Origin of the sequence: Pseudomonas promysalinigenes (assembly GCF_014269025.2) — a bacterium.
GTDB classification, from domain to species: Bacteria; Pseudomonadota; Gammaproteobacteria; order Pseudomonadales; family Pseudomonadaceae; genus Aquipseudomonas; species Aquipseudomonas promysalinigenes.
Window position 1 is genome coordinate 2,151,728 of record NZ_CP077094.1, and the last position, 26,246, is coordinate 2,177,973.

Annotated in this window: 25 protein-coding genes; 11 read left to right on the forward strand and 14 right to left on the reverse strand. The window is 61.0% G+C overall.

The genetic code is table 11. The features are described 5' to 3' along the window. The first annotated feature begins 137 nt into the window (after window positions 1-137). Window positions 138-1,112 (forward strand): porphobilinogen synthase, encoded by a 975-nt coding sequence (gene hemB, locus HU725_RS09810; RefSeq protein ID WP_060476600.1) that lies wholly within the window; start codon window positions 138-140, stop codon window positions 1,110-1,112. A 126-nt stretch (window positions 1,113-1,238) separates the two neighbouring features. Continuing rightward, a complete protein-coding gene (gene proP, locus HU725_RS09815; RefSeq protein WP_186477055.1) occupies window positions 1,239-2,741 on the forward strand; it encodes a glycine betaine/L-proline transporter ProP in 1,503 nt (500 codons plus the stop codon). Window positions 2,742-2,744: 3 nt separating this feature from the next. On the opposite strand, the gene HU725_RS09820 is transcribed toward proP, so the two are convergent. From HU725_RS09820 to HU725_RS09835, 4 genes are all read right to left on the reverse strand, one after another. Then, on the reverse strand, window positions 2,745-3,446 hold the full coding sequence (locus HU725_RS09820) for a YoaK family protein (RefSeq protein ID WP_186477056.1): 702 nt from the start codon (window positions 3,444-3,446) through the stop codon (window positions 2,745-2,747). Between the two features lie 9 nt (window positions 3,447-3,455). Continuing rightward, window positions 3,456-4,085, reverse strand: coding sequence for a riboflavin synthase subunit alpha (locus HU725_RS09825; RefSeq protein ID WP_186477057.1), 630 nt, complete (start codon window positions 4,083-4,085; stop codon window positions 3,456-3,458). Between the two features lie 132 nt (window positions 4,086-4,217). After that, complete coding sequence (gene treS, locus HU725_RS09830; protein WP_186477058.1) at window positions 4,218-6,284, reverse strand: maltose alpha-D-glucosyltransferase; 2,067 nt, start codon at window positions 6,282-6,284, stop codon at window positions 4,218-4,220. Between the two features lie 35 nt (window positions 6,285-6,319). Beyond that, entirely contained in the window at window positions 6,320-7,264 is a 945-nt protein-coding gene (locus tag HU725_RS09835) for a LysR family transcriptional regulator (RefSeq protein WP_186477059.1), read from the reverse strand. A 95-nt stretch (window positions 7,265-7,359) separates the two neighbouring features. Between HU725_RS09835 and HU725_RS09840 the strand changes: the two genes are divergently transcribed. Beyond that, the gene (locus HU725_RS09840; protein WP_186477060.1) at window positions 7,360-8,211 is read left to right on the forward strand and encodes a type 1 glutamine amidotransferase domain-containing protein; all 852 of its coding nucleotides are present in this window, start codon (window positions 7,360-7,362) and stop codon (window positions 8,209-8,211) included. A 42-nt stretch (window positions 8,212-8,253) separates the two neighbouring features. Here the strand turns inward: HU725_RS09840 and HU725_RS09845 are convergent, their stop codons facing one another. Then, on the reverse strand, window positions 8,254-9,171 hold the full coding sequence (locus HU725_RS09845; RefSeq protein ID WP_060476593.1) for a LysR family transcriptional regulator: 918 nt from the start codon (window positions 9,169-9,171) through the stop codon (window positions 8,254-8,256). 116 nt (window positions 9,172-9,287) lie between these two features. Here HU725_RS09845 and HU725_RS09850 point away from each other — a divergent pair, with 116 nt between their 5' ends. The 3 genes from HU725_RS09850 to HU725_RS09860 all read left to right on the forward strand — a co-directional run bounded on the left by HU725_RS09850 (window position 9,288) and on the right by HU725_RS09860 (window position 11,980). Continuing rightward, the gene (locus tag HU725_RS09850) at window positions 9,288-10,052 is read left to right on the forward strand and encodes a 5-oxoprolinase subunit PxpA (protein ID WP_186477061.1); all 765 of its coding nucleotides are present in this window, start codon (window positions 9,288-9,290) and stop codon (window positions 10,050-10,052) included. Between the two features lie 84 nt (window positions 10,053-10,136). Next, window positions 10,137-11,012, forward strand: a complete 876-nt coding sequence (locus tag HU725_RS09855; RefSeq protein WP_186477062.1) for a 5-oxoprolinase subunit B family protein — start codon at window positions 10,137-10,139, stop codon at window positions 11,010-11,012. Further along, the gene (locus HU725_RS09860; protein ID WP_186477063.1) at window positions 11,009-11,980 is read left to right on the forward strand and encodes a 5-oxoprolinase subunit C family protein; all 972 of its coding nucleotides are present in this window, start codon (window positions 11,009-11,011) and stop codon (window positions 11,978-11,980) included. The genes HU725_RS09855 and HU725_RS09860 overlap by 4 nt, the downstream gene beginning before the upstream one ends. A gap of 59 nt (window positions 11,981-12,039) precedes the next feature. On the opposite strand, the gene HU725_RS09865 is transcribed toward HU725_RS09860, so the two are convergent. The 5 genes from HU725_RS09865 to HU725_RS09885 all read right to left on the reverse strand — a co-directional run bounded on the left by HU725_RS09865 (window position 12,040) and on the right by HU725_RS09885 (window position 18,881). Further along, complete coding sequence (locus tag HU725_RS09865; RefSeq protein WP_186477064.1) at window positions 12,040-14,196, reverse strand: TonB-dependent siderophore receptor; 2,157 nt, start codon at window positions 14,194-14,196, stop codon at window positions 12,040-12,042. Between the two features lie 116 nt (window positions 14,197-14,312). Further along, window positions 14,313-15,158 carry a TIGR03915 family putative DNA repair protein gene (locus HU725_RS09870; protein ID WP_186477065.1) on the reverse strand — a complete coding sequence of 282 codons (846 nt, stop codon included), beginning with the start codon at window positions 15,156-15,158 and terminating at the stop codon, window positions 14,313-14,315. Then, on the reverse strand, window positions 15,149-16,369 hold the full coding sequence (locus HU725_RS09875; protein ID WP_186477066.1) for a putative DNA modification/repair radical SAM protein: 1,221 nt from the start codon (window positions 16,367-16,369) through the stop codon (window positions 15,149-15,151). The genes HU725_RS09870 and HU725_RS09875 overlap by 10 nt, the downstream gene beginning before the upstream one ends. A gap of 136 nt (window positions 16,370-16,505) precedes the next feature. Continuing rightward, entirely contained in the window at window positions 16,506-17,750 is a 1,245-nt protein-coding gene (locus HU725_RS09880; RefSeq protein ID WP_060476586.1) for a saccharopine dehydrogenase family protein, read from the reverse strand. Between the two features lie 33 nt (window positions 17,751-17,783). Next, window positions 17,784-18,881, reverse strand: coding sequence for a carboxynorspermidine decarboxylase (locus HU725_RS09885; protein ID WP_186477067.1), 1,098 nt, complete (start codon window positions 18,879-18,881; stop codon window positions 17,784-17,786). A 196-nt stretch (window positions 18,882-19,077) separates the two neighbouring features. On the opposite strand from HU725_RS09885, the gene HU725_RS09890 reads away from it, so the two are divergent. Next, complete coding sequence (locus HU725_RS09890; protein WP_186477068.1) at window positions 19,078-19,287, forward strand: hypervirulence associated TUDOR domain-containing protein; 210 nt, start codon at window positions 19,078-19,080, stop codon at window positions 19,285-19,287. A 26-nt stretch (window positions 19,288-19,313) separates the two neighbouring features. Here the strand turns inward: HU725_RS09890 and HU725_RS09895 are convergent, their stop codons facing one another. The 4 genes from HU725_RS09895 to yghU form a co-directional block, all read right to left on the reverse strand. Continuing rightward, window positions 19,314-20,231, reverse strand: coding sequence for a pyridoxal-phosphate dependent enzyme (locus tag HU725_RS09895; protein ID WP_186477069.1), 918 nt, complete (start codon window positions 20,229-20,231; stop codon window positions 19,314-19,316). Continuing rightward, window positions 20,228-20,905: a helix-turn-helix transcriptional regulator gene (locus HU725_RS09900; protein WP_186477070.1), complete on the reverse strand. Its 678-nt coding sequence runs from the start codon at window positions 20,903-20,905 to the stop codon at window positions 20,228-20,230. The genes HU725_RS09895 and HU725_RS09900 overlap by 4 nt, the downstream gene beginning before the upstream one ends. A 140-nt stretch (window positions 20,906-21,045) precedes the next feature. After that, complete coding sequence (locus HU725_RS09905) at window positions 21,046-22,746, reverse strand: amidase (protein WP_186477071.1); 1,701 nt, start codon at window positions 22,744-22,746, stop codon at window positions 21,046-21,048. A gap of 135 nt (window positions 22,747-22,881) precedes the next feature. After that, complete coding sequence (gene yghU / locus HU725_RS09910; RefSeq protein ID WP_186477072.1) at window positions 22,882-23,721, reverse strand: glutathione-dependent disulfide-bond oxidoreductase; 840 nt, start codon at window positions 23,719-23,721, stop codon at window positions 22,882-22,884. A gap of 421 nt (window positions 23,722-24,142) precedes the next feature. Between yghU and HU725_RS09915 the strand changes: the two genes are divergently transcribed. The 4 genes from HU725_RS09915 (at window position 24,143) to HU725_RS09930 (ending at window position 26,196) form a co-directional block, all read left to right on the forward strand. After that, on the forward strand, window positions 24,143-25,030 hold the full coding sequence (locus tag HU725_RS09915) for an EamA family transporter (RefSeq protein ID WP_186477073.1): 888 nt from the start codon (window positions 24,143-24,145) through the stop codon (window positions 25,028-25,030). 57 nt (window positions 25,031-25,087) lie between these two features. After that, on the forward strand, window positions 25,088-25,408 hold the full coding sequence (locus HU725_RS09920) for a YbjQ family protein (RefSeq protein ID WP_060476578.1): 321 nt from the start codon (window positions 25,088-25,090) through the stop codon (window positions 25,406-25,408). 136 nt (window positions 25,409-25,544) lie between these two features. Further along, on the forward strand, window positions 25,545-25,733 hold the full coding sequence (locus HU725_RS09925) for a hypothetical protein (protein ID WP_060476577.1): 189 nt from the start codon (window positions 25,545-25,547) through the stop codon (window positions 25,731-25,733). Window positions 25,734-25,893: 160 nt separating this feature from the next. After that, complete coding sequence (locus HU725_RS09930; protein WP_060476576.1) at window positions 25,894-26,196, forward strand: hypothetical protein; 303 nt, start codon at window positions 25,894-25,896, stop codon at window positions 26,194-26,196. The last annotated feature ends 50 nt before the right edge of the window (window positions 26,197-26,246 follow it).

The following is a 26,246-nucleotide window of genomic DNA, read 5'->3' on the forward strand; positions in this document are numbered from 1 at the left end:
TTAGGTCGCCCAAGGCGTAAACACTAAAAAGTCGCCTGTCGTTACCTTTGATGCAACGCATAATCTCGTCATCTGGCCTTTTCACTGGCGTGCCACAGGCATAAGGTATAGGCCGTTAAAAATGCCCTGGAGCTGTCATGTCCAACCGTTTCCCTTCCGTTCGTCCTCGCCGCCTGCGCCAGAACGAATCCCTGCGCACGATCTTCCAGGAAACCGAATTCCGCCTTGAAGACCTGATCCTGCCGATCTTCGTCGAAGAGGGCATCGATGATTTCGTGCCGATCACCAGCATGCCGGGCGTCAACCGTATTCCAGAGAAGCTGCTGGCTCAGGAAATCGAGCGCTATGCCCGCGCCGGTATCAAGTCGGTTATGACGTTCGGGGTATCGCACAACCTCGATGCCAGCGGCAGCGACACCTGGAATGAAAACGGGCTTGTCGCGCGCATGTCGCGCATCTGCAAGGACACCGTGCCGGAGATGGTGGTGATGTCCGACACCTGCTTCTGCGAATACACCAGCCACGGCCACTGTGGCGTGCTGCATGACCATGGCGTGGACAACGATGCCACCTTGGTCAACCTGGGCAAGCAGGCGGTGATTGCCGCTGCAGCTGGCGCCGACTTCATCGCCCCTTCGGCGGCGATGGATGGGCAGGTCCAGGCCATTCGTAGCGCGCTAGACGGTGCTGGGTTCCATGACACGGCGATCATGGCTTACTCCACCAAATTCGCTTCGTCGCTGTATGGTCCATTCCGCGAAGCCGGGGGCACGGCGCTCAAGGGTGACCGCAAGAGCTACCAGATGAACCCGATGAACCGCCGCGAAGCGGTACGTGAGTCGCTGCTGGACGAGCAGGAAGGGGCCGATGTGTTGATGGTCAAACCTGCTGGCGCCTACCTGGACGTGATCGCCGATATCCGCGCCGCATCGCGCCTGCCGCTGGCGGCGTACCAGGTAAGCGGCGAATACGCGATGATCAAGTTCGGCGGGCTTGCCGGCGCCATCGACGAGGGGCGCGTGGTACGCGAAAGCATTGGCGCCATCAAGCGTGCCGGTGCTGACTTGATTCTGACTTACTTCGCCATGGACCTGGCCCAGCAAGGCATCTGATGGCAACGGGCGCCGCCGCCAACGGCGCCCGCATCTGAAGATTCAGAAAAAACCATTAAGCGCTGAATTATTTAGTGTCCCTTTGTATCTGATGCCTTAGAGCCTTCAGTAATCAGGGACACAGGCATGAAATCACGCAAAAAAAGCGTAAAGCCCATCGGCTTGAAAGACATCACCATCGTCGACGACGCCAAGATGAGAAAGGCGATTACCGCAGCTGCGCTGGGTAACGCCATGGAATGGTTCGACTTCGGCGTTTACGGCTTCGTCGCCTATGCCTTGGGCAAAGTGTTTTTCCCCAACGCCGACCCCAGTGTGCAGATGATCGCAGCGCTGGCCACCTTCTCCGTGCCGTTCCTGATCCGCCCGCTGGGTGGGTTGTTCTTCGGCGCCCTGGGCGACAAGTTCGGCCGGCAGAAGGTTCTGGCCGCCACTATCGTGATCATGTCCTTGAGCACCTTTGCCATCGGTTTGATTCCGTCCTATGAAAGCATAGGCATATGGGCACCCATCCTGCTGTTGGCGGCTAAGATGGCCCAAGGCTTTTCGGTTGGCGGTGAATACACCGGGGCGTCGATCTTCGTCGCTGAATACGCGCCCGACCGCAAGCGTGGGTTCCTTGGCAGTTGGCTGGATTTCGGCTCGATTGCCGGCTTTGTGTTGGGTGCGGGCGTTGTGGTATTGATTTCCACCGTGCTGGGGGAAGAGAAGTTTCTCGAATGGGGCTGGCGCCTGCCGTTCTTCCTGGCGTTGCCGCTCGGCATCATCGGCCTCTACCTGCGTAATGCGCTCGAGGAAACCCCGGCATTTCAGCAGCATGTGGACAAGCTTGAGCAGGGTGATCGCGAGGGTCTGGCCTCAGGGCCTAAGGTGTCGTTCAAGGAGGTGGCGACCAAGCATTGGCGCAGCCTTATTACCTGCGTCGGTGTGGTGATCGCTACCAACGTCACCTACTACATGCTGCTCACCTACATGCCTAGTTATCTGTCGCACAACCTGCACTACAGCGAAGACCATGGTGTGCTGATCATTATCGCCATCATGGTCGGCATGCTGTTCGTGCAGCCTCTGATCGGCCTGCTCAGCGACAAAGTGGGGCGGCGACCTTTCATTGTGGTCGGCAGCATCGGCCTGTTCGCGCTGGCCATCCCTGCTTTCATGCTGATCAATAGTGGCGCGCTAGGGTTGATCTTCTCTGGCTTGCTGATCATCGCAGTGCTTCTGAACTTCTTCATCGGGGTGATGGCTTCGACCTTGCCAGCGATGTTTCCCACCCACATCCGCTACAGTGCCTTGGCCAGTGCGTTCAATATCTCGGTCCTGATCGCCGGCCTGACCCCGACCCTTGCGGCGTGGCTGGTTGAAACCAGCGGCAATCTGTACATGCCAGCCTATTACCTGATGGTGATCGCCGCCATCGGCCTGATCACTGGCCTGACCATGAAGGAAACCGCCAATAAGCCACTGCGTGGCGCAGCGCCAGCGGCGTCGGATATGGAAGAGGCGCGCGAGTTGCTGCAGGAGCACCACGACAATATCGAGCAGAAGATCGAGGACATCGACAACCAGATCGCCGAGCTGGAGGCCAAACGCAAGCTGCTGGTCCAGCAGCATCCGCGCATCGATTGAGGCTCAGCGCGGCATGTAACCGCGCTGCCACGAACGTGGGATGAACCGCGATATCAGCGCCAGCAGGCAGGCCAGCGCCGCGCTGCCTGCCAGCGCCTGAAGCCCCAAACGTTGTTGCAGCCAGGCCCCTAGGGCTGCGCCCAGCAGCATGCCGGCCCACGGTACCAATTGAACCCTCCAGCCATCGCGGCGCTCGCCCAGCAGCCAACGCCCCAGGCCCCTGCCAAAACGCGACAGCGCGCCAGTCACATAAGTAAGCCCAATGGGCAGGCCGTTGACCTGTTCGACTACGGCATTGATCATGCCCATCGCCAACGTAGCCGCCAGCAGCGCTGGGAAGGTAGCGGCAAACGGCCAAACCGCCGCCCACGCCAACAGCCCGGCCACTATCGCCAGCACCGGCCAGGCTCGCCGGCCGAAGCCTCTGGCCAGCAGCACCCCCAGTGCGTTGCCTGCCACGAAGCCCAATACGGCAGCGCTCAGGCGCAACACCAGGGCCAGGTCCGCCTCGCTGATGGCTACCGCCAGACGTGTGGTATTGCCACTCATGAACGACACGAAGTCGCCAAGCGCCAGCAAGCCAATGGCGTCGGTCATGCCGGCCAGTACCGACAGCCCGGCCACCAGGCCAAGGCCAACGCGACCGCGCAACACCTGCAGGCGAAGGTGCCTGGCTGTGCGGGCGGGAAGGGCATTGGGCAGCATCGGTTGGCCTCAGGGCAGCAGTTTTAGTCGGGCCAAGGTGCCTTGAAGGGTGCGCTCCACCACATCGACCAGGACCATGGTCGGCTGGTCTACCTCGATGTTCAGCAGCTCGCCGGGCTTGTAACGGGCGAAGGTGGTCTGGCGCAGGGTTTCGGGAATGAGGTTGATCGTCACCACGTTATCGTCAATGTCGGCGACGGTCAGGCTGCAGCCATTGACCCCGATGAAACCACGCGGGAACACGTACTTGGCCCACTCTGCAGGCATGCGGAACTTGATGTAAGCGCCAGTCTCCTTGATCGACAGCTCGACGATCTGTGCCGTGGTCGCAATGTGCCCGGCCATCAGGTGGCCGCCGACTTCGGCGTTCATCTTCGCTGAGCGTTCGATGTTCACACCCTGGCCTGCTTTGAGCGAGCCCAGGTTGGTGCGTTCCAGGGTCGCGTTCATGGCATCGAACTTGACCCGGCTGCCGTCGATTTCCGTCACCGACAGGCAGGTACCCTCGACACTGACGCTGGCGCCGATCTTCAGTTCATCAAGCAATTCGGGGGGCAGGTCGATGGTGAACTGGTTGTGGCCCGGATAGCAGGTCACATCAAGCAGAGGGCGCACGGCCTGGACGATGCCGGTGTACATGGGTTGCTCCTGGGCTCTGAAGGGAAAGCATCAGGAAACTATGCCCGTGGCGCTGCAAATGCAAGCAACCCGTGCCGCCCCCTTCGCCGGCAGCACCATCCTGGGTGCACGGCGAAGGGGCCGCAGGACGGTTCAGACATGGCCGCTGCTGTTGACGATCCTCAGGCACAGTGCTTCATAAGGGTCCAGGTTGATCATCAAGCGGCCATCTTCGGTCAGGTCGCCCTCTACAGTCTCGTTGATCATGTCGACCACCGGGCCCGGGGTGAAGCCGGTCAGCTCAAGCTCCTCGGCGATCACATCCTGGCCGAAGTTCAAGGCGCTGATCTGGATGCCACGCCCAGACGGCAGTTCGTGCACCATCACCAGCAGGCCAGGGCTGCTGACCTCGGGCACCAACACCTGACGGCTGGTGGCGATGCCATAGGCCTGGCGCACGGCCAGCATTTTCTTCACCTGGCTGGCGAACGAGCCTGGGTCTTCGAGCTGGCTGTCGAGGCTGCCATACAGGGCGCGGGCACGCGGCATGCCGCGCACCGATTGTTCGGCCTGAGGGTCGAGCCCTGCCAGGTCGTAGCCGCCGCGGTGGATCCAGCGGGTGTCACCGTCACCCATTCGCTCGGCGACCGCCTCCGGTGGTAGCGGCAAGGCGCCGACCATGTCCCAGCCCGACAGCGCGACCACGCCCGGTTGCATGGCGTTGTACATCACCAGTAGCAGGTGAATTTTCTGCACCTTGGCGATATCTTGCGCACTGAGTTGCTCGATGTCGCGCAGCCCCAAGGCGGCCGTGATCAGGCTGGCGGTGGTGCAGGAAATGCCGTTGGTGACAAAGCGCAGGTTATAGGGGGCATGTTCACCCGACAGGCGCTCATAGATTTCCTCGCGGATATGCTCGCGCAGTATGCTGCCCGGCAAGGTCTGGCCCTTGTACAGGTACATGTCGTTGGCGTGCAGCGTCCAGAAGTGCACCAACTCTACCGTCAACTCGTCATGGTTTTGCAGGGCATGGATCAGCGACGCGGGGTCGATACCGAATGCGTGCATTTCCTTGAGCATCAAGCGCAGGAATTCGGTATCGCCGGTCAGCAGCGCATGCTGATAGGCCGGGCGCGTGATGAAGTCGTAAGACAGATCGGCGCCGCCTTTGGACATTTGCGCGATATCGTCCAGGGTCAGGTTCAACTCCTGGAAGCTGAAGCCACCTGCCTTGCGGATCATGCCACCGATGAGCTGGTTGCCGACGATCGACAGCGGGTGGCTTTCGGACCAAGCGCTGCCGGCAGCTCGGGTTTCCACGCCGAGAAAACCATTGGCATCCAGGCGCAAGCCTCTGGCGCCCAGGCAGTCGAGTGCGTGCAGGGCATCGCCGATGATCATTTGCTGGGCGGCGAAGCTTGGGTCCAGCCAGTTCAATGACGGCTGGCCTTCCTTGAAATAGTGCAGGTATACCCAGCGCCGAGTCTTGCCGTCTACGCCTGTGATCGGTGGGGTAGCGCTCCAGTCGGTTTCCTTGACCCCTGGCTCGAAGAAAATCACCCGTTGCAACTGGCCGACGATGTAGTGGCGCAGCTTCAGTTCGTCGCACTGCGCCGGTAACAGGTTGACCGCATCCCGCCCCTGGGGCACATCAGGCAGCAGCGGCCAGTCTTCCTCATTGATCTCGACCATGTGGTAGAGGCCTGGATAGGCCCCGTAAGCCAGCTCGGCCAGGCGGAAATCGGCACCCTTGCCGGTGTGCGAGGGGATCAGGTCATCGATGGTCACGGCGTTGTGCGCCGCCGCCAGGCGGCTCATCTGCACCAGCTCTTGCTCATTGCCGTAAAGCGGGTCGATGTCAAAGCTGATGCGGTCGAAGTTGCCGTCGATGCTGGGGGTGAACTCATGCCCCTGCACACCACCGGACTGCTTGATCGGCCCAGTGTGGATGCCTTGCACGCCAATCTCTGAAAGGCGTTTCCACAGGGCAGGGTGGCCAAGGGCTGCCAATACCGAGCAGCCCTCTGGCGCGATGATGGCGTCGGGGTAAACGGTCAGCCACACCGAAGCGATCTCAGTGGCGCGGCGTGGCTGCGCTTCGGCGTAAGGGTTCTGCCACAGGCGCGACTGGCCGGAATAAAGGCGAGCGCGTTCCTGCGAGGCTTTCAACATGGAACGTTCTTCTAGCCATTGGAGGTAAGACGGGTCGGGCTGGGTCATTTCGCGTCCTCTTTGCGTGGCGGCACCGGCCCAAGTTATGACGGTAACTCAAACGTATCGTTCGGTTTGGCATCAGCCGTGGCTGCGCTGTACAGCTGTTGGCGAAACCATTTGCGCAAAGGATCGGCCTGGGTGCGCTCATGCCAGATCTGCATCACCTCGACCTTGGGCAGCACCAGAGGCAGCGGGTGGATACACACATCATCGTCCCGCTCGGCAGCTTCTTGCGCCACCGAGCGCAGGCAGGTGAGCAGTAGGTCGGTACCGCGCACCAGCCGTGTCGGTGCGAGGAAGCTCGACAACCCGGCCACTATGCGACGGCTGTGCCCGGCAGCGCGCAAGGCGCGGTCCACCAGGCCATCAAGATCGCCAGTGAGCGTGGTCAGTAGATGATCACAGGCCAGAAAGGCTTTGAGATCCAGGCCTTGGGCAAGGTGAGGGTTGCTGCGCGATGCCAGCACCACGAAGTCCTCGCTGAGCAGGCGCTGCTGATGGAAGGTGTCAGGCAGGTCGGTGTAGAAGCCCGCGATGGCCACATCGCAGGTGCCCTTCTCCAGCGCTTCTCGGGGCAATTGGCCCCCCGTATTGTGGGTCACCAGCACCAGGTTTGGCGCTGACTGCCGCAGCACCGGCAGCAGCCGAGGCAGCAGGGTCTGCTCCATGAAGTCGGTGCTGTAGACGTGCAAACGTGCAGGGCGGGCCAAGAAGTCCTGGCCCTCGCATTGCTCATAGAAGGTGGCCAGCCCCTCGACCAGCTGCTGCACCTGGGAAGCAAGTTCGTGGGCACGCGGCGTGGCGGTAAGGCCACGGGGGGCACGCACAAAAAGCGGGTCGCCGAACTGATGTCGAAGCTTGTTCAGCTTGTGGCTCAATGCGGGTTGGCTCAAGGCCATGCGGGCTGCAGCCATCGTGGCGTTGCGTTCCTGATAGAGCACATGGAACAAATACAGTAGGTTCAGATCCTTGCCGGCGATATTCATTATTTGGATTACAGAGATGAAGGGTTTCGAATTATCGAATCTTAGCGCTCTGTTTAGACTGCGCCTACTGAATCCAAGTGAATAGGTAGCACATGATGAAAAGCATCCCCACCCTGGGCCTGGCAATAACCGCAGCAGTGCTTGCCGGCGGCGCACACGCGGCACCCAAAGGCGAAGTGCTGGTTCTGCTGTCCAGTGAAAACCGGTTGATGCTGGAGGGTGGCAAGCGCTATCCCACAGGCTATTACCTCAACGAATTTGGCGTCCCTGCTGACCAGTTGCTCAAAGCTGGCTATAAGCTGGTGCTAGTGACGCCTAAAGGCAACGCGCCGAGCGTGGACGTACGCTCGGTGGATCCGCAGTATTTTGCCGGGGACGTCAAAGAAATGCGGCGCATCGAGCAACTCGTGCGGGGGCTGCCGGGCATCGACGACACTCTGTCGCTCAAAGAAGTGCTGGCTGGCGACCTCGACCGCTACGCCGGTTTGTTCATTCCCGGCGGCCACGCGCCGCTGATCGATCTGGCCAACAACCCAGAGGTCGGGGCTTTACTGCGCCACTTCCACCAGGCCGGAAAAGCCACGGCTGCCATTTGCCACGGGCCAATCGCATTGTTGTCGGCGCAACGAGACCCTGCCAGCTATCAGGCCGCCCTGGCGCGTGGCGAGCAACCGGTGGCTGAGGACTGGGCCTATCAAGGCTACCGCATGACCATCTTCTCCGACGCTGAAGAGCAGGTGTTCGAGGCATCCCTCAAACCGCAGAAGCTGCTTTTCTACCCCGCCGCGGCCATGGCCGGTGCCGGTGGGGCGATGAGCTACGCCCAGGCCTGGCAGCCGCACGTGCAGGTGGATCGAGAACTGATCACCGGGCAAAACCCTTTCTCCGACAAGGCACTGGCTAAGGCACTGCTGGCCAAGCTGGCCGAGCAGACCAAGGCCGAGTGAGACTTGTACCGGGCCATCGGCTGCGTGGGTTGGTCAGGCGTTTCAGCGCCTGGCTGCATGTTGCTGCGGTGCCAGGAAAGCATCGCGGAAGTAATCGCGCAGTGCTTGCATCGCCGGGCTGAATGCGCGTTCGCGGTGCCAGGCAAGGCCCACACTCATAGGCGTCACCGGGTCGGAGATGGACACCGTTTCGATCCGCTTGCCTTCCAGCGACCAGGGGCGGTGCACCAGATCGGAAAGGATCGCCACGCCGCTGCCATTGGCCACCATGCTGCGTACCGCTTCCACCGAGCTTGTGCGTACCCGCACATTCGGTCGCTGCCCGGCCTGCTGCCAATAGCGCATGGCGCTTTGTTCGGCCTCATCGACAGTGAGCAGAATGAACGGCTGCTGGGCCACGTCGGCCAAGCTCACTGCCGACCGCTCACACAGCGGATGATGGCCGGGCAGCCACAGCCGGCGCTCGGAATTGAACAGGGTCTCGGAGACGATATCCGGATGGGTGAGGTTGGCGGTGAGCACCACTGCCATGTCGAAACGTCCCTCCAGCAGCCCTTGCTCGATGGCGCTGCGCTCCTGCTCGTGAACCTTGAGCTCCACGTCCGGGTGCCAGTGCTCCAGGCGCTGCAAATGGTGCGGCAGAAAGTAGCCGATGACCGTATAGCTTGCCGCAAGGTGCAGAAGGCCACTGGCGCGCACGTTGGGTAGCGGACTGTTCAGGGCATCGTCGACGCTGCGCAGGATCACGTAGGCGCGGTTGAGAAAGTGCCGGCCGGCCTCGGTCAGGCTCATGCCTTGGGCCGAGCGCTGAAATAACAGCACACCCAGCATGGCTTCCAATTCCTTGATCGCAGTGGTGATCGCCGACTGGGAGATATTGAGGTGTATCGCTGCCTGGGAGATCTGGCCAATCTCGGCAGTGGCAACGAAGTAACGTACCTGGCGTAGCGTGAGAGACACGGTGGGCTCCTGGGTATCTGATTTTCAGAAGACACCCCATCTGTTTATAGATCTTCCCAAGGGGGCAGGCAGAATCTAACGTGGCTGGCATGCCGTCACAAGCCAGGGGTAGCGCGATGCGTGTAGTGGATTTCAATTCTGATATGGGCGAGGGCTTCGGGCCTTGGACGATCGGCGATGGTGTCGATAACGAACTGATGGGATTCATCAGCTCGGCCAACATCGCCACTGGCTTTCATGCCGGTGACCCCGGGACCATGCGGCGCACGGTTGCGCGGGCCAAGGCGCTGGGTGTTGGGGTGGGCGCGCATCCTGGTTTCCGCGACCTGGTGGGTTTCGGTCGCCGGCATATCAACGCACCGGCTCAAGAGCTGGTCGACGATATCCTTTATCAGCTTGGCGCCCTGCGCGAAATCGCCTGGGCACAGGGCGTGCGCCTGCAGCACATCAAGCCCCATGGCGCGCTGTACATGCATCTGGCCCGTGACGAGGAGGCGGCACGCCTGCTGGTGGAAAACCTGCAGGTGCTGGCGCCTGACTTGTTGCTGTACTGCATGCCAGGCTCGGTGATCTGCCGCATCGCCCAAGAGCTCGGCCAACCGGTCGTGCGGGAGTTCTACGCAGACCGCGAATACGACCTCAGTGGCTCGATCGTATTTACCCGCAACGTAAGCGGCTATCAGCCACAAAGGGTTGCCGAGCGAGTGCTGCGGGCATGTCAGCAGCGGCGTGTGCAAACCGTGGAGGGCCAAGATCTGACCGTCGAATTCGAGTCGATCTGCCTGCATAGCGACACCCCCGGAGCGCTCGACCTGATCGAAGCCACTCGCGCTGCGCTGGACGCTGCAGGTATCGAGGTGCGTGCACCGCACCGAGCTTGATTGGCTGCTGGCGCGAAGACGCCAAGGCCCGCAGCACCGCATTGTTTTGCCTGCCGTCGATAAAGATTCCAACAAGGAGCAGACATGGCGACTTCCCCGATCCGCTACAGCTTCGGTGCCGACGAGCACCTGTTCGCCGAAGTCAGCGACAGCATGTCGCTGGAAGCCTTTTTCAAAGGTATGGCGGTGACCCGTGCAGTGGAACGTATGGCACTGGAAGGCGTGCTGGACATCTGCCTGGCCAACGCGTCGTTCCAGGTGCGGTTCGACCCCGATCGCATCGCCCCCCACGCCTTGCTCGAAGCAGTTCGAAGCGCAGAGGCCCAAGCTGTTACCGAGCGCTCGCTGAGCACTCGGATCATCGAGATCCCGGTGCTGTACAACGACCCTTGGACCCACGAGACGCTGATGCGCTTCCGTGATCGTCACCAGGACCCCGACAGCACCGACCTGGAGTACGCTGCCCGCATCAATGGGCTGGCCAACGTCGAGGCCTTCGTCGCTGCGCACAGTGGCGCGCCGTGGTTCGTGTCGATGGTGGGATTCGTTGCCGGCTTGCCGTTCATGTTCCAGATGGTGGAGCGTGAGCGGCAGTTGCAGGTGCCAAAGTACCTGCGTCCGCGTACCGACACACCCAAGCTGACCCTGGGCCATGGCGGCTGTTTCGGCTGCATCTATTCGGTACGTGGCGCCGGGGGCTACCAGATGTTCGGCGTAACCCCGGCGCCGATCTATGACCCGCAGCAGTCACTGGCCTACCTCAAAGAGCACATGGTGTTCTTCCGCCCGGGGGATATCGTGCAGTTCAAGCCTATCGACCGCCGGGCCTATGACCAGGCCGTGGCGGATGTGGAAGACGGTCGTTTCGACTTGCGCATACGCCCGGTGGAGTTCTCTCTGGATGCATTTCTTGCCGACCCTGTCGGCTACCCCAAGTCGCTGCAGGAGGTGTTGGCATGATCAAGGTCATCAAACCCGGGTTGGCCACCTCGGTACAGGACCTGGGCCGCGAAGGTTACTATCACCTCGGCATACCGCCTTCTGGCGCGCTGGACCAGTATGCATTGCAGGCCGCCAACCACCTGGTCGGCAACCCGCCAGACGCGGCGGGCCTGGAGTGTGCCTTGGTGGGGCCGGAGCTGGAATTTCAGCAAGATGCCTTGGTCGCGGTCTGCGGCGCGCAAATGCCGGTGCTACTCGATGACCGGGAACAGCGCCCAGACACCGCTTTTGCCGTGCGTGCCGGGCAGGTACTGCGCTTTAGCTACCCCGCGGCAGGTGCGCGGGCTTACCTGGCAGTGGCCGGGGGCATTGATGTGCCGATGGCGCTGGGCAGCCGTTCGACCTACGCCCTTGGCGGGCTGGGTGGCTTTCACGGGCGCAAGCTGGCGGCGGGCGATCTTCTGCCGGTAGGTGTGCCCAGTGGCAGGGGCCGTGCCGGGGCCAGTCTGCCGATGGCGTTGCGCCAGGCATTGGGTGGCGAAGTGCTGTTGCGGGTGGTGCCGGGGCTGTACTTTCACCGCCTGACCGAGGCGGCGGCCAAGCGCTTTTTCACCGATGCCTGGACCGTGGGTTCGGAAGCCGATCGGATAGGCTATCGCTACAAGGGCGGGGGCGCGCTGAGCTTCCAAGCCCGCGAACAACCTTTCGGAGCCGGCTCGGACCCTTCGAACATCGTCGATAGCTGCTACCCGATAGGCTCTATTCAGGTCCCGGCGGGGCTTGAGCCGATCATCCTGCACCGCGATGCTGTGTCCGGCGGTGGCTATGCGATGATCGGCACGGTGATCAGTGCCGACCTGGATCTGATTGGGCAGATGCAGCCAAACCAGCAGGCGCGATTCCTGGCGGTGACCCTGGAGGATGCCCTGGCAGCCAGGCGCTCATACAAGAAAAAGCTGGGTTGCCTGGCCAAGCTGTTCGGCTGAACGTTCCGGCTTGAGGCAGCCTGCGAGCACCGGCCTGGCCGGTGTCGTCAGGCGCTTGCTCAGAAGCTGTACTTGGCCGTCAGCATCATATTGCGCGGTGCGCCCCATGTGTCGCCGCCATAGTCCACGGAGCTGGCAACCGCCGAGTAGTACTTGCGATCAAACACGTTGTTGGCATTGAGCTGCAGGTCCAGATGCTGGTTGACCCGGTAGCCGGCCATCAGGTCAGTGACTGCATAAGCACCCTGAACCAGTCGGTACTGACTGCCATCGGCTACGGTGAAGTCGTTATAGATGCGGCTCTGCCACGAAATGTTGCCGCCGACCCGCAGTTTTTCCAGCGGGCCCTGGAAATGGTAAACGGTGTTCAGCTTGAACATGTGCTCCGGGGTGTCGGTGTCAAACCGCTGATTGACATTGGCGGGGGTGGCGGCGTCTTTGAGGGTGTGCACGCGTGCGTAGGTGTAGCCGCCTGCGATCTGCCAGTTCGGTGTCAGGGCGCCTTGCAGTTCCATGTCGATACCCTGGCTGCGGACCTCGCCGGAAGCTTGGTAGCAAGTGGTTTGCGGGCAATTTGCGACGAAGATCTGCGTGGCACGGTTTTCCTGGTCGATGCGGAACAGGGCAACACTGGCATTGAGCGCGCCGCCAAAATATTCGCCCTTGATACCGACCTCGTAGTTCTTGCCCACGATCGGTTTGACGGGTGTGCCAGAGGTGTCCTTGCTGCTCTGCGGGGTAAAGATGTCGCTGTAGCTGACATACACCGAGTGATGGTCGTCGAGGTCGTAAATCAAGCCAGCGTATTTGGTGACGTTGCGGGTGACCTTGTAGTCGCCGTCGCCGTCGCGATTATCGTAGTCGTACCAGTCCAGGCGGCCGCCAAGAATCAGTTTGAGCGGGTCGGCCAAATTCAGCCGAGTCGTCAGGTACACGCCGTCCTGGGTGGTGACTTCGCGTTGGTTGCTGATATGTACGAAGTTTGGCTTGCTGCCGTTGAGCGGCCAACTCAGGTCGTAAGGGTCATAGTTGCGCGTGTCCATGTCGTAGATGCGTTTGCTGGCACCGACCACCAGTTCGTGGGTTCGCCCCAGCAGCTCGAAGGGGCCACTGAGGAAACCATCCAGGCCCGTCTGGTTCTCCTGGTGCTTGGATTGGTACACCGTGCGCGAGATGGGCGCCTGCAGGCCATCCCAGCGCGACTGGTAGGAACCTGTGAAGGTGCCATCCTGTTGCGCATAGTTGGCGTTGAGCTGAAGCGTCCAGTCATTGGCCAGGCGATGGCGCAATTCGGCGAACAGGGTGTCGATCTGCTGGTCCTTGTTCTCCCAATCGGTGCCGGGGTTGTAGGAGCGCGAGAAGCCCATGTGGTGGCCATCGAGGGCAGTGGGCATTGCGCCCCAGAAGTAATTGGTCTTGTCCTTTTGATGGGAAAAACCCAGCAGCAGGCTGGTGTCATCGGACAGATCCGCCTCGGTCACGGCATAGAAAAGACCGTGGTCTTCTTCGACGTCGTCAACGAAGCTGTTGGCGTCCCGGTAGGATGCAACCACTCGCCCACGCAGGGTGCCGCTGTCGTTGAGCGGGCTGGAGGCATCCAGCTCGCCGCGGTAGTTGTCCCAACTGCCGGCAGCGCCAGTGAGGGTGACCTTCTGCTCGGCCAGTGGACGCTTGCGTACCAGGTTGATCGCCGCCGACGGGTTACCGGCACCAGTGACCAGGCCAGTTGCACCGCGCACGACCTCGACCCGATCGAACATTGCCAGGTTCGGTTGTACCCCGACCACGTAGCCGGTATAGCCACTGGGGATGCCATCGTACATGAGGTTGTCGATGTCGAAGCCACGCGCCGAGTAGGTCTGTCGGCCAGGGCCGCTGGAGTAATCGAGAAACAGGCCAGGGGTCGCTCTGACCACGTCGTTGATACTGGTCATGGCCTGGTCATCCATGCGCTGGCGAGTGATCACCGTCACTGCCTGGGGTGTCTCACGCATGCTCAGCGGTAATTTAGTAGCGGTGGACATGGAGCCGGTGGTGTAAGAACCCGAGCCTTCCGTAGTGCTGCCCAGTGTCTCGGAGCTGATTTCTGTTGCGCCAAGCTCTAGCGTTGCGGGGGCGTCTTCGGCCAGCACCGGTGAGGCGATGGCCATGCACACGGCCATGGCGAGCAAGTTGCGGGCGGGCAGGGGGCGCGTGGGCGCGAGGGGCGACAGCATGGTGGATAGGCTCCTGAGTACTGCTAATGTAATTAAACATGAGAATGATTAGCAGTAATTCTCTCAGGATGTGTCGCTACATGGGAAGGTGGTATGCCAAATCCATTACAAAATTTTCACAACTCGCTGGAAAGCTTAATCGTCTTGCCTTGTTGGCTAGCCACCTCCAGCGCCTGCCCATCACGCTGCTTGCCTTGCCGCGCCAGGCCCTCTAGCTGAGGAATCAGCATACCCTCGGGCAAATGCCGCCAGAATCGCCCAGGCATGTGCAGACGCAGTGCATCGGGATTGAGCCTGGCCGGGTTGAAGGTGTGCCGATAGTAGGTACACCAAAGCTGCGCACCTGGGTCTTCAGCGTGTTGCGCCCATTGTTGCCAGTCGATAGGGCAGCGCCGCCGGTAATCGAAGCCCTGACCATCGAAGCGAATACCGTCCTGAGGCGTTGCAATCAACCAACGCTGGGTGCCCAGGCGGTCGGCGAAGTGCCCGCTGGCGCTTTCCAGAATGTCGTGAGCAGGCTCGTGATACGCCACCAAATCCAATTGCAGGGTTTCGGCCAACGGGTCTGGCAAGGGCACGAAGCGCACGAACGCATGCAGGTGATGCGCTTCTCTACTGACCTGCTTGATCCGCCGCTGCAATTCGCTACCCAGGCGGTCACCGGCCAGCATTGCGGTACGGTCGCCATGGGCGACGCGCCAAAGCACTTCGTACAACAAGTTCCAGCGTTGCTCGCCGCGGTAGCGTGAGGCTTGCTCCAATTGCGTCAACAACGCGGCTGGCACCTTGGCGCGGAATGGGCCAGGGCCCTCGGGCAGTGGTATGGGTAAGGCCAGTAAATCTTGAGTTGGGCCTTGGGCCCAGGTCACGTTGGCAGGGTCGATGCCATGGCCGAGCAGGGTACGGGCCTGGTTACGCCAGATGCCGAACTGCCCATCGCAATCGAGCGCGATCACCCCCACAACCCCATCTGCACCGGTGCCTGAGGTTCGCGCAAACGCGCCCGAAGCAGGCCGCTGCGCAATTCCCCATCGGCGGGGCGGTAGTCGCTGGTGACGATGAATGGCCGCGCCTTGTCCAGCACGCAGCGCAATTGAATCAGGTCGTCGTAGCGCACCCGTCGCTCACGGCGCAGGGCTACCAGCCGCTGTACGCTGCGCAAGCCTATGCCGGGGATGCGTGCCAGCAGCGCTGGTTCAGCGCGGTTCACGTCCAGCGGAAACACCTCCCGATTGGCCAGTGCCCAGGCCAACTTGGGGTCGATGTCCAGCGCCAGGTTGCCGGCCTGGCCGAGCAATTCTCCGGCTTTGTAGCCATAACCGCGCAGCAGGAAATCGGCTTGATACAAACGGTGTTCGCGCAGCAGTGGCGGTGCGGCCAGGGGAACACTGCCAGGGCTGTCAGGGATCGGGCTGAAGGCCGAGTAATACACCCGCTTGAGGCCAAAGCCCTGATACAGGGACTCGGCGTTGCGCAGCAACGTGCTGTCGTCGGTGCTGTCGGCACCGACGATCACCTGAGTACTCTGCCCGGCTGGGGTAAAGCGTGGGGCCTTCGGTTCACCCGCTACTGCTTGCTGGCCCTGATGAATCACACCCATGGCCTGGCGAATGGTGTGAGCCTGTTTTTCCGGCGCCAGGCGCTTGAGGCTGGCATCGGTCGGCAACTCGATATTGACGCTGAGTCGGTCGGCCAACCGACCGGCTTCTTCGATCAACAGAGGGTCGGCATCGGGGATGGTCTTGAGGTGGATGTAGCCACGGAAGTTGTGCTCCTCACGCAGCAGGCGCGCCACGCGGATCAACTGCTCCATGGTGTAGTCAGCGGAACGAATGATGCCGGAGCTCAAGAACAGGCCGCTGATGCAGTTGCGCCGGTAGAAGTCCAGGGTCAGGCGTACCACCTCTTCAGGGCTGAAGCGGGCTCTGGGCACATTGCTCGAACGGCGGTTGACGCAGTACTGGCAGTCGTACAGGCAGAAGTTGGTGAGCAGCACCTTGAGTAACGAAACACAGCGACCATCAGGGGTGTAGCTGTGGCAGATACCCATGCCATCGGTAGCCCCTAGGCCACTGCTGCCGCGCGAGCTGCGCTTTGGCGCCCCGCTACTGGCGCAAGAGGCATCATACTTGGCGGCGTCGGCGAGAATACCGAGTTTGGCGATGAGCTGCATGGCGTGCCCCGAGATACTGAATATTCATACAGTATTTGCAGAGCCTGGCTTTTGCAAGGGGTAGCCTACGAAAGGTATGTGCGCGAACACTCAATAGAGAAGGGGCGCCCTGTGGGCGCCCCTGGTGTCTGACCGTTTAGGCTTCAGCGTCCCATGGACGATCGCCATTTTCGTCTTTCACACGGGTCGGCAGGCCCATCACGTCCAGCGCCTTCAGGAAAGGCTCGGCTGGCAGCTCCTCGACGTTGACCATGCGCTTGGCATCCCACTGGCCACGGGCAACCAGCAGAGCTGCCGCCACAGGGGGTACACCGGCAGTGTAGGAAATACCCTGGCTGTCGGTTTCAGCGTAGGCCTCTTCGTGGTCAGCAACGTTGTAGATGAACACTTCGCGTGGCTTACCGTCCTTGGTGCCTTTGACCAGGTCACCGATGCAGGTCTTGCCGGTGTAGCCCGGGGCCAGCGAAGCTGGGTCAGGCAGCACGGCTTTGACTACTTTCAGCGGTACCACTTCCAGGCCTTCGGCGGTTTTGACCGGTTGCTCGGAGAGCAGGCCGAGGTTTTTCAGCACGGTGAACACGTTGATGTAGTGCTCGCCGAAGCTCATCCAAAACCGCACATTCGGCACATTGAGGTTCTTCGAGATCGAATGCACCTCATCGTGGCCGGTCAGGTACAGGTTTTGCGAGCCGACTACCGGCAGGTCATCGGTACGCTTGACTTCGAACATGGTGTTGCTGGTCCACTGGCTGTTCTGCCAGCTCCAGACTTGCCCGGTGAATTCACGGAAGTTGATTTCCGGGTCAAAGTTGGTGGCGAAGTACTTGCCGTGGGAGCCTGCGTTGACGTCGAGAATGTCGATCGAGTCAATGCTGTCGAAATATTGCTGCTGCGCAAGTTTTGCGTAGCTGTTCACCACACCCGGGTCGAAACCGACGCCGAGAATGGCGGTAATGTTCTTTTGTTGGCACTCTTCGAGGTGTTTCCACTCGTAGTTGCCGTACCACGGCGGGGTCTCGCAGATCTTGCCCGGCTCTTCGTGGATGGCGGTGTCCAGATAGGCGACACCGGTATCGATGCAGGCACGCAGCACCGACATGTTGAGGAAGGCGGAACCTACGTTGATCACGATCTGCGACTCGGTCTCGCGGATCAGTGCCTTGGTCGCCTCGACATCGAGGGCATTGAGCGAAAAGGCCTGGATGTCGGCGGGTACCTTCAGGCTACCCTTGGCCTTGACGCTGTCGATGATGGCCTGGCATTTGGAGATGTTCCGTGACGCGATGGCGATACGACCCAGTTCGTCGTTATGCTGCGCGCACTTGTGGGCCACCACCTTGGCGACACCTCCTGCACCAATGATAAGAACGTTCTTCTTCAATTTACCTGTTGCTCCTTACTTGGATTGCCAGTCTTAAGACAGGCTGGAAACGTAGTCTTCGAAACCGAAGTCGCGGACCACCTCAACGCTGCCGTCGAGCTGCTTGACCACGATCGATGGCATTTTCAGACCGTTGAACCAGTTTTTCTTGACCATGGTGTAACCGGCAGTGTCGATGAACGACAGGCGGTCGCCGATGGCCAGAGGGCGGTCGAATTGGTATTCGCCGAAGATGTCACCCGCCAGGCACGACTTGCCGCACACCATGTAGGTATGTTCGCCGTCATTGGGGGCCATTTTGGCGTTGAGGCGGTAGATCAGAAGGTCCAGCAGGTGTGCCTCGATCGAGCTGTCCACCACGGCCAGGTGCTTGCCGTTGAACAGGGTGTCGAGCACCGTCACTTCAAGCGAAGCGCTATTGGTGATGGCGGCCTCGCCTGGTTCCAGGTAGACCTGCACACCGTATTTCTGCGAGAAGGCCTTCAAGCGCGCACAGAAGGCGTCCAGTGCATACCCTTCGCCGGTGAAATGGATACCGCCACCCAGGCTGACCCATTGGACCTTGTGCAGCAGGTGACCGAAACGCTCTTCGATGTGCGACAGCATTTTGTCGAACAGGCTGAAGTCGCCGTTTTCGCAGTTGTTGTGGAACATGAAGCCGGAAATCTGCTCGATCACTTGCTCGATCTTTTCCGGGTCCCATTCCCCGAGGCGGCTGAACGGGCGGGCTGGGTCGGCCAGCAGGTAGTCGGAGCTACTCACCTGGGGGTTGACGCGCAGGCCGCGGACCTTGCCTTCGGACTGTTCGGCGAAGCGCTGTAGCTGCCCGATAGAATTGAAAATGATCTTGTCGCAATTCTCGAGCATTTCCTCGATCTCGTCATCGGCCCAGGCCACGCTGTAGGCATGGGTTTCGCCAGCGAACTTCTGGCGGCCGAGCTTGAGCTCGAACAGCGACGACGAGGTGGTGCCGTCCATGTACTGCTGCATCAGGTCGAACACCGACCAGGTGGCGAAGCACTTGAGGGCGAGCAGCGCCTTGGCCCCGGAGTTTTCACGCACGTAAGCGATCTTCTCCATGTTGCTCAGCAGCTTGGTTTTGTCGATGAGGTAGTACGGCGTCTTGATCATTTAAAGGCCCCCGGCCAGGCCGGCCAAAAAAAAGACCCGCATTGTGCCTTCACTTGCCACAGATCGAAAGGGCGCAGGGTGCATTTCGTCCAGGCGGCGGTGATCAGCATTGAATTGTTCAACCTAAGGAAGGTTCAGTAGTACAGCGCAATGCGAACAACTTGATGACAGTTCGACCAACGGCAAGGGGAATATCATGAGCAATCGATACAAGGCTGGCGACCACGTGAAGTGGAATTCCGAGGCCGGCGTCATCCATGGCAAGGTAGTCAAGGTGCATGTGCAGGACGTCGAATTCTGCGGGCGACAGCGCCACTGCTCCAAAGACGCGCCGCAATATGAGGTAAAAAGCGACAAGACCGGGCATTTGGCGATGCACAAAGAAGATGCCCTAGAAAAAGCCTGACAGGTGCAACCTTCTTTGATCGTGGGTCAGTGAGCCTGCTTGAGCCACGCCTGGATCTGTTCCAGCGTGGCGGTGGCGCCGCCGCAAACCACTACCAGCACACGTGAGTAGCTGGCCAGGGTCTGCTCATCGTAGGCGAGCGCAAGGGCAGCACCACACGCCGGTTCGACCAGCAACCTATGGTCAAGTAGAAAGCGCTCGCAAGCCTGTAGCGCAGCGCGGTCGCTGACCACGTGGCTGTGCACGGGATGTGCTCGGGTGCACGCCAGCGCCTGTTCCGCCACGCGTTTGGCACCCAGTGAGCTGGCCACCGAAGCGATACCCGGCAGTTCCACCGTGTGCCCGGCCTGCATGGCCGCATGCAGTGAGGCAGCTCCGCGGGTTTCCACTGCCAATACCGGTATGTCGTCCCAGCCATTGCGCTGCAGGCCCTGGACCACACCGCTGAGCAGCCCGCCGCCGCCAACCGACAGCACCACTGCATCGGGTTTGAAGCCTGCGGCTGCCACTTCATCTACCAAGCTGGCATGCCCTGCCCACAGCAGCGGGTCGTCGAACGGGTGAATGAATGCATCTTCGGCGCCAACCAGCGTCAAGGCCAGTTCGTTGGCCTCTTGCCACGAACTGCCATGCACCACCACCTTGGCGTCCTCAAGGCGCAGCAACTGCTTGGCGCGCTCGGTGGTGGTCTCAGGCACCACCACAGTGACGGGTACCCCGAGCGTGCGCCCGGCATAGGCCACCGCTAGCCCGGCATTGCCGCCCGACGACGACACAAAGTGCCGCGCACCCCGCCCGTGGTGTATCTCGCAGGCGTGGCCTACGCCGCGCAGCTTGAACGAGCCGCAGGGCTGCAGGGCATCAAGTTTGAGCCGCACCGTAGCACCTGCGGCAAGCGACAGCGGGCGAGATTCGATCAATGGCGTGTGAATGTGCAAGGTCATCGGTTCGCTCCGCGCAATTGCTCTAGGTAGTTGTAGATGGTGTAACGGGTGACGCCGAGGGCAGTAGCGGCCTTTTCCACGCCGCCCTTGACGATGAACAGTCCGCGCTCCTGCATCACTCTCACGGCTTCGACCTTGGCCTGCTTGTTCATTCGGCCATGGCCTGTGCGCTGTAGCGCGTCTTCGATGATTTCTGCCATCAACAACGCCATGTCGGCAGGCTCCTCAACGATAGCCTCCGGCGGCTCAGCGCCCAATGGCTGCAGCTGGCGCAGAAAATCCATCGCGGCATTTAGGTCGCTCAGGTCAGTGTTGACGCACAGGCTAGCGAAGGGGTGGCCGCTGCTGTCACGCAGAATCGCCGTGGCACTGCGCAGCGTGCGGCCTTTCACCGAGGTGGGGTAATCAGGCAATACCACGGGGTCCGCGCCTCGTTGGGCGTGGCTTGCGTGCATCAGCGCTTTGAAACCTTGGTCCTGCTCTGGGGCGGCGAGGATCGGGCTGCCAATGACCCGCCCGGAAATATGGCCGTTGACGATAGACACCACGGAATGCTCCGGGTGGTCCAGGTCGTGCAGGAGGATTTCCATGTTGCGCGGGGCGACACTGCCCAAGGCCTGAATAGCGGCCTTGAGCACTTTGAATGTCAGTGCTCGTTCTTCGATGGGTGCCATGGAGGGACCACTATTTCAACTTTGTGTTGATTTTTACACATCTCGTTGAAATAAGCGACTCATGGCCTATGTCAGTGCAGGTGAACCCCTCATGCTGGCCGAATCGCCCTGCAAGCGGGTTCACCTGTAGCCTGGGTGTGTTAACCCAGAGCTGGCGTACGCGGCGGAATCATCCGCCGCGATCCAGTGGCCTCAAACGCCGCAGCAAAGCTCAGCAGGTCATTGTCGCTGTAAGCCTTGCCGGCGAAGGTCAAGCCAACTGGCATGCCGATGTCTGCCATTACGCCCATGGGCACGGTAACGGTCGGCACACCGAGGTGACGTATGGCCAGGTTGCCATTGGCGACCCAGATGCCGTTGCTCCAGGCAATGTCCGCCGAGGTTGGGTTGACGTCGGCATCGGCCGGCCCAACATCGGCCACGGTTGGGAACAGCACGGCGTCCAGGCGCTGAGCGTCCATCCAGTCTTCAAGGTCCATTTTGCGGGTTTTTTCCAGCCCGCGCAGGCCGTCTTCAAGCGTCTCGATCTGCTCCCAGCTCTTCAGGCCACGCTTGGCCATGTTGACGTATTCGTCCATGCCGGCGGCCAGGTCGTCCTCACGGTTGGGCAGTGTGCCGGGGTCGTGGGGGAAGATCTGCGGGCCGTCGACATCGGCCAGGCGGTTGAGCTTCGGATCATTGTTGGCCCGCAGAAAATCATCGAATGCCCAGCCGGACAGCTCCCACAGTTCGTCGTGCAGGAATTGTCTGCTGACGATGCCGCGGTTGTAAACCGTCGGCGCACCCGGCCGGTCGCCTTCGCAGTTGGACACCAGCGGGAAATCCACCTCGACCACCTCGGCGCCGGCCGCCTCCAGGGCTTGACGCGCTTGGTTCCACAAGTCGATGACGCTGGCGCGGGTGTTGATGCGTTGCCCGGTGGGGCCGCCGATTCCAGGCTTCGCTGAAGTGCCGGCCGCTTCATCTTTATTGATGTACATGCGCGGTACGCCAAATCGCTTACCCTTGACACTGGCGCTGGCCGCAAGGCTTGGGTAGGAGGCTGGGCGTACAGAGGACGGCTTGGGGATCGGCACCCACGGCTGCAAGCGCCACAGGTCACCGCGCGGGTCGGCGTCATCGGCTACCACCACATCGAGGATTTCCAGCAGGTCGGCCATGGTCCGGGCGTAGGGCACCACGACATCCATGGTGGGGGTCAGCGGCCAGTTACCGCGTACCGAAATCACCCCGCGCGAGGGGGTGTAGGCGCACAGGCCATTGTTCGAGGCCGGGCCGCGCCCGCTCGACCAGGTTTCTTCGGCCAGCCCGAAAGCGCTGAAACTGGCGGCGGTCGCAGTGCCGGCGCCATTGGATGAGCCCGAGGCGAACGGTGCAGTGAGGTACTTGGCGTTGTATGGGCTTTCGGCGCGCCCATAGACACCACGCTGCATGCCACCATTGGCCATCGGCGGCATATTGGTCTTGCCCAGGCACACCGCACCGGCAGCCCGCAGGCGCTCGATGGTGAAGGCGTCGCGCTGGGCGACCAGGTCCTTGAACGCAGGGCTGCCGGAAGCGGCGGTCAGACCCTTGACCAGATAACTGTCCTTGGCGGTGTAGGGGATGCCGTCCAGCGGGCTCAGCGTTTGGCCCTTGCTGCGACGAGCGTCGGAGGCTTCAGCTTCTTTGAGCGCTTCGGGGTTGCGTACCACTACGGCATTGAGTGCAGTGGCCGTATCGGCACCGTCATAGGCCTCGATTCGTGCCAGATAGGCTTTGACCAACTCGACCGACGTCGTGCGGCCAGTTTCGAGCGCATCGCGCAGTTCGGCGATGGAAACCTCGGTTACCTCGATCATGCTTTCACCAGAATTTGTGCAGGTTGGGCTAATGCCAGGAGTGTACAAGAAGGGATCGAGAGAGGGAGGTTTGCGCTGCAGAAATGGGTTGTTGCGTCGGGGCATTGTCGGGGCCGCAGCGCGGCCCCTGTTGCATCAGTCCAGGTCCGCTGCCGAGTGACGTTCCGGCACTCGGCTGGCTTCATCGCCCCAGGTGCGGTTGACGCGGGTGCCGCGCTGCACAGCTGGGCGTTCGGCGATGGCTTTAGCCCAGCGCTGAAGGTTCGGGTATTCGTCTACCGCAAGAAACTCGGCGGCGTCATATAGCTTGCCGAGCACTAGCTGGCCATACCATGGCCACACGGCGATGTCGGCGATGCTGTAGCGCTCGCCGCCCAGGTACTTGCTGACCGACAGACGGCGCTCCAGTACATCGAGTTGGCGCTTGGCTTCCATGGTGAAGCGGTTGATGGCGTACTCGATTTTTTCCGGCGCGTAGACGTAGAAGTGGCCGAACCCACCGCCAAGATACGGCGCCGCGCCCATCTGCCAGAACAGCCAGTTCAGCGTTTCGGTGCGCTCTGCTGGAGCTGTGGGCAGCAATGCACCGAATTTTTCCGCCAAGTGCAGCAGGATCGAACCAGATTCGAAAACACGCACCGGCGGCTCTACGCTGCGGTCGAGCAGTGCTGGGATTTTGGAGTTGGGGTTGACCTCGACGAACCCGCTGGAGAACTGATCGCCGTCGCTGATGCGAATCAGCCAGGCATCGTATTCGGCGCCGCTGTGGCCCAAGGCAAGCAATTCCTCGAGAAGGATGGTGACTTTAACCCCATTGGGCGTGGCCAGTGAGTACAGCTGAAGAGGGTGGTTGCCGATCGGTAGTTGTTTGTCATGGGTCGGCCCTGCGACGGGGCGGTTGATGCTGGCGAATTGGCCGCCGGACGCGGCGTCGTTGCGCCAGACCTTGGGCGGGACGTAGCTGGGCTTGCTCATGCAGGTTCTCCTCGGAAAGCGCGAAATCGACCACATAAGAACGTTGACCAGTATCTATGCCACGGGTTCGCAGCTAGGTGCAAATGCGTGGGGCGCAAGCTCTTGGCTATTCCTAGTGCTGTCCAGTGATGCTCGGACATTCCCCGCGGCTGCCGCAGGCTTCGGTATGTACGTATTACGTACTACGAGTACGCCTGCTTTTTTATGATCGCCTATCTACCCCGAGATAGTCGCCAGCGGCGAAAGCGCTGATGATTCACAGTGGATTTACTGATGAACATGCAGAAGAGGTCAGCGGACTTCGGCGGACGTAACACTATCTGTAATGTAAGGGTTGGCCACAACTGTGCTGGTCGCTCCTTTGAGAAAGCCCTTATGCTGTTACTAAATATGTCTAGAACGCTTAAAGAAGGAAGCTGCAATGCCGCTCAAGGACCTGCTGATCGCCCTAGTGGTCATCGTCGCCTGGGGAGTCAATTTCGTGGTCATCAAAGTCGGCTTGGATGGCTTGCCACCGATGCTCCTGGGCGCTTTGCGCTTTTTGCTGGTGGCGTTTCCTGCCGTGCTTCTGGTCAAGAGACCCAAGCTGCCATGGCGCTGGTTGATCGCCTACGGCGCGACCATCTCCCTAGGCCAATTCGCCTTCCTCTTTCAGGCCATGTACAGCGGCATGCCGCCAGGGCTTGCGTCGCTGGTATTGCAGTCGCAGGCCTTCTTCACGCTTGGCTTCGCTGCGCTGTTCCTCGGCGAGCGTCTGCGCCTGGCCAGTGTGCTGGGCTTGCTGGTGGCGGCGAGTGGCCTTGCGCTGATCGGCAGCGAAGACAGCGGTCATGTGCCACTGATTGCGCTACTGCTGACCCTGTGTGGCGGTGCCATGTGGGGCATGGGCAACATCATCACCAGACGCTTCGGCTCGGTGGACCTGGTGGCACTGGTGATCTGGGGCGGGTTGATCCCGCCGCTGCCATTTCTGGCCTTGTCCTGGTGGCTGGAGGGGCCGGAGCGCATCGGCCATTCTCTGGCAAACATAGGTTGGAGCTCGGTGCTGGCACTGGCTTACCTGGCATTCGTGGCCACCATGATTGGCTACAGCCTGTGGAGCAAGCTGTTGTCGCGCCACCCAGCGGGCAAGGTAGCGCCTTTTTCGCTGCTGGTGCCCGTCATCGGCCTGAGCTCTTCGGCCTGGTTGCTGGGTGAGCGGCTGACGGCGGTGCAAGGGTGGGGCGCGCTGCTGGTGATGCTCGGGCTGGTGGTCAATGTGTTCGGGGCGAAACTTGGGCAGCGCCTGCGGGCAGCCAGCGCGCAATAGGGAAGCACTGCACGGCTTTGGTAGACTCGGCATTTTACCCAGGCCAAGGAGCGCAATGTGATCATCTCTACCACCAGCCAGCTCGAAGGTCGCCCGATCGCCGAATACCTCGGCGTGGTGAGCTCCGAATCGGTGCAAGGCATCAACTTCGTGCGCGATTTCTTCACCCGGTTTCGTGACGTGTTCGGCGGGCGTTCGCAGACGCTGGAAGGCGCGCTACGTGAGGCGCGCCAGCAGGCAACAGAAGAGCTGATAGCGCGGGCACGGCAGTTGCAAGCCGATGCCGTGGTCGGGGTGGACTTTGAGATCAGCATGCCATCGGTTCAGGGTGGCATGGTTGTTGTATTCGCTACCGGCACGGCGGTGCGGCTGAGGTAGCTAAATGCCACTTGTCGGTTCGATGTTTTTTGTCCAGGCAGTCTGCATGTGACCGGCTAGTCTCATTTTCACAGGCCGTGTTCTTGAGGCCAGTCCAGCACTGGCCGGCGCGGTCGCCACTGAACGGAGACAGGGCATGAGCGATTCCTTTTACGAAGACATGAACGATGCTTTTCCGATCAACAGCCAAGTGCGTTGCGGCCAGGCAGCTTTCCGCCTTGGCTTTGCACACATGACGCTGGATGATTCAGAGGAGCTCAAGCCCGCATCAGTACAGCGCAGCAAGAAAGGCCGTTTCACGCCCCGGGTACCTGCACGTAAGTAAACCCATCAATATGTGAACCTACTCACAGTGCCCCGCCCAACGGCGGGGTTTTTGTTCGTGTTGATTGACCCGGCTCATGGTAATAGCCGGTTGCGCTCGTAGCCGCTGCTCACTTGTGGTCTTCTTGGGTGGCATTCAGGCCACAGAGGATTGAGCTTTCATGCGAGTCAGGGACGAGACGTATTGGCAATGGGCCGATGCCCAGTTGCATTGTCGCAGCCACGACGAGGTACTCAGCGATGGCACTTCGCTGGATATCCAAGTGCGCCTGTCGCGGCTCGGCGCGACGCAGTTGTTTCTTGGGTTATACGCGCGCGATGGTAGGTCGTTGCATGAGGAGTACTACCCAACACGGCCAGGCGAGACCATGACTCGCGCGCTGGTGTGGGGTGTCGACCGCGCTCGGGCCCTTGCCACGGGGGCTTTACCGATGCCTGGGCAACCGCACCGGCTCAAGGCCTGACCAAGCGTATTGGTAGCGGTCATGAAAAAAGCCCGGCCTATTCAGGCCGG

Excerpts from the sequence above, each read along its gene's own strand:
- HU725_RS09925 (WP_060476577.1), top strand. The coding sequence starts at position 25,545 with ATGAGCGATTCCTTTTACGAAGACATGAACGATGCTTTTCCGATCAAC.
- HU725_RS09855 (WP_186477062.1), top strand. The coding sequence starts at position 10,137 with ATGGCGACTTCCCCGATCCGCTACAGCTTCGGTGCCGACGAGCACCTG.
- yghU (WP_186477072.1), bottom strand. The coding sequence starts at position 23,721 with ATGAGCAAGCCCAGCTACGTCCCGCCCAAGGTCTGGCGCAACGACGCC.
- HU725_RS09895 (WP_186477069.1), bottom strand. The coding sequence starts at position 20,231 with ATGACCTTGCACATTCACACGCCATTGATCGAATCTCGCCCGCTGTCG.
- HU725_RS09890 (WP_186477068.1), top strand. The coding sequence starts at position 19,078 with ATGAGCAATCGATACAAGGCTGGCGACCACGTGAAGTGGAATTCCGAG.
- hemB (WP_060476600.1), top strand. The coding sequence starts at position 138 with ATGTCCAACCGTTTCCCTTCCGTTCGTCCTCGCCGCCTGCGCCAGAAC.
- HU725_RS09900 (WP_186477070.1), bottom strand. The coding sequence starts at position 20,905 with ATGGCACCCATCGAAGAACGAGCACTGACATTCAAAGTGCTCAAGGCC.
- proP (WP_186477055.1), top strand. The coding sequence starts at position 1,239 with ATGAAATCACGCAAAAAAAGCGTAAAGCCCATCGGCTTGAAAGACATC.
- HU725_RS09840 (WP_186477060.1), top strand. The coding sequence starts at position 7,360 with ATGAAAAGCATCCCCACCCTGGGCCTGGCAATAACCGCAGCAGTGCTT.
- HU725_RS09875 (WP_186477066.1), bottom strand. The coding sequence starts at position 16,369 with ATGCAGCTCATCGCCAAACTCGGTATTCTCGCCGACGCCGCCAAGTAT.
- HU725_RS09930 (WP_060476576.1), top strand. The coding sequence starts at position 25,894 with ATGCGAGTCAGGGACGAGACGTATTGGCAATGGGCCGATGCCCAGTTG.
- HU725_RS09825 (WP_186477057.1), bottom strand. The coding sequence starts at position 4,085 with ATGTACACCGGCATCGTCCAGGCCGTGCGCCCTCTGCTTGATGTGACC.
- HU725_RS09820 (WP_186477056.1), bottom strand. The coding sequence starts at position 3,446 with ATGCTGCCCAATGCCCTTCCCGCCCGCACAGCCAGGCACCTTCGCCTG.
- HU725_RS09860 (WP_186477063.1), top strand. The coding sequence starts at position 11,009 with ATGATCAAGGTCATCAAACCCGGGTTGGCCACCTCGGTACAGGACCTG.
- HU725_RS09865 (WP_186477064.1), bottom strand. The coding sequence starts at position 14,196 with ATGCTGTCGCCCCTCGCGCCCACGCGCCCCCTGCCCGCCCGCAACTTG.
- HU725_RS09850 (WP_186477061.1), top strand. The coding sequence starts at position 9,288 with ATGCGTGTAGTGGATTTCAATTCTGATATGGGCGAGGGCTTCGGGCCT.
- HU725_RS09835 (WP_186477059.1), bottom strand. The coding sequence starts at position 7,264 with ATGAATATCGCCGGCAAGGATCTGAACCTACTGTATTTGTTCCATGTG.
- HU725_RS09915 (WP_186477073.1), top strand. The coding sequence starts at position 24,143 with ATGCCGCTCAAGGACCTGCTGATCGCCCTAGTGGTCATCGTCGCCTGG.
- HU725_RS09885 (WP_186477067.1), bottom strand. The coding sequence starts at position 18,881 with ATGATCAAGACGCCGTACTACCTCATCGACAAAACCAAGCTGCTGAGC.
- treS (WP_186477058.1), bottom strand. The coding sequence starts at position 6,284 with ATGACCCAGCCCGACCCGTCTTACCTCCAATGGCTAGAAGAACGTTCC.
- HU725_RS09905 (WP_186477071.1), bottom strand. The coding sequence starts at position 22,746 with ATGATCGAGGTAACCGAGGTTTCCATCGCCGAACTGCGCGATGCGCTC.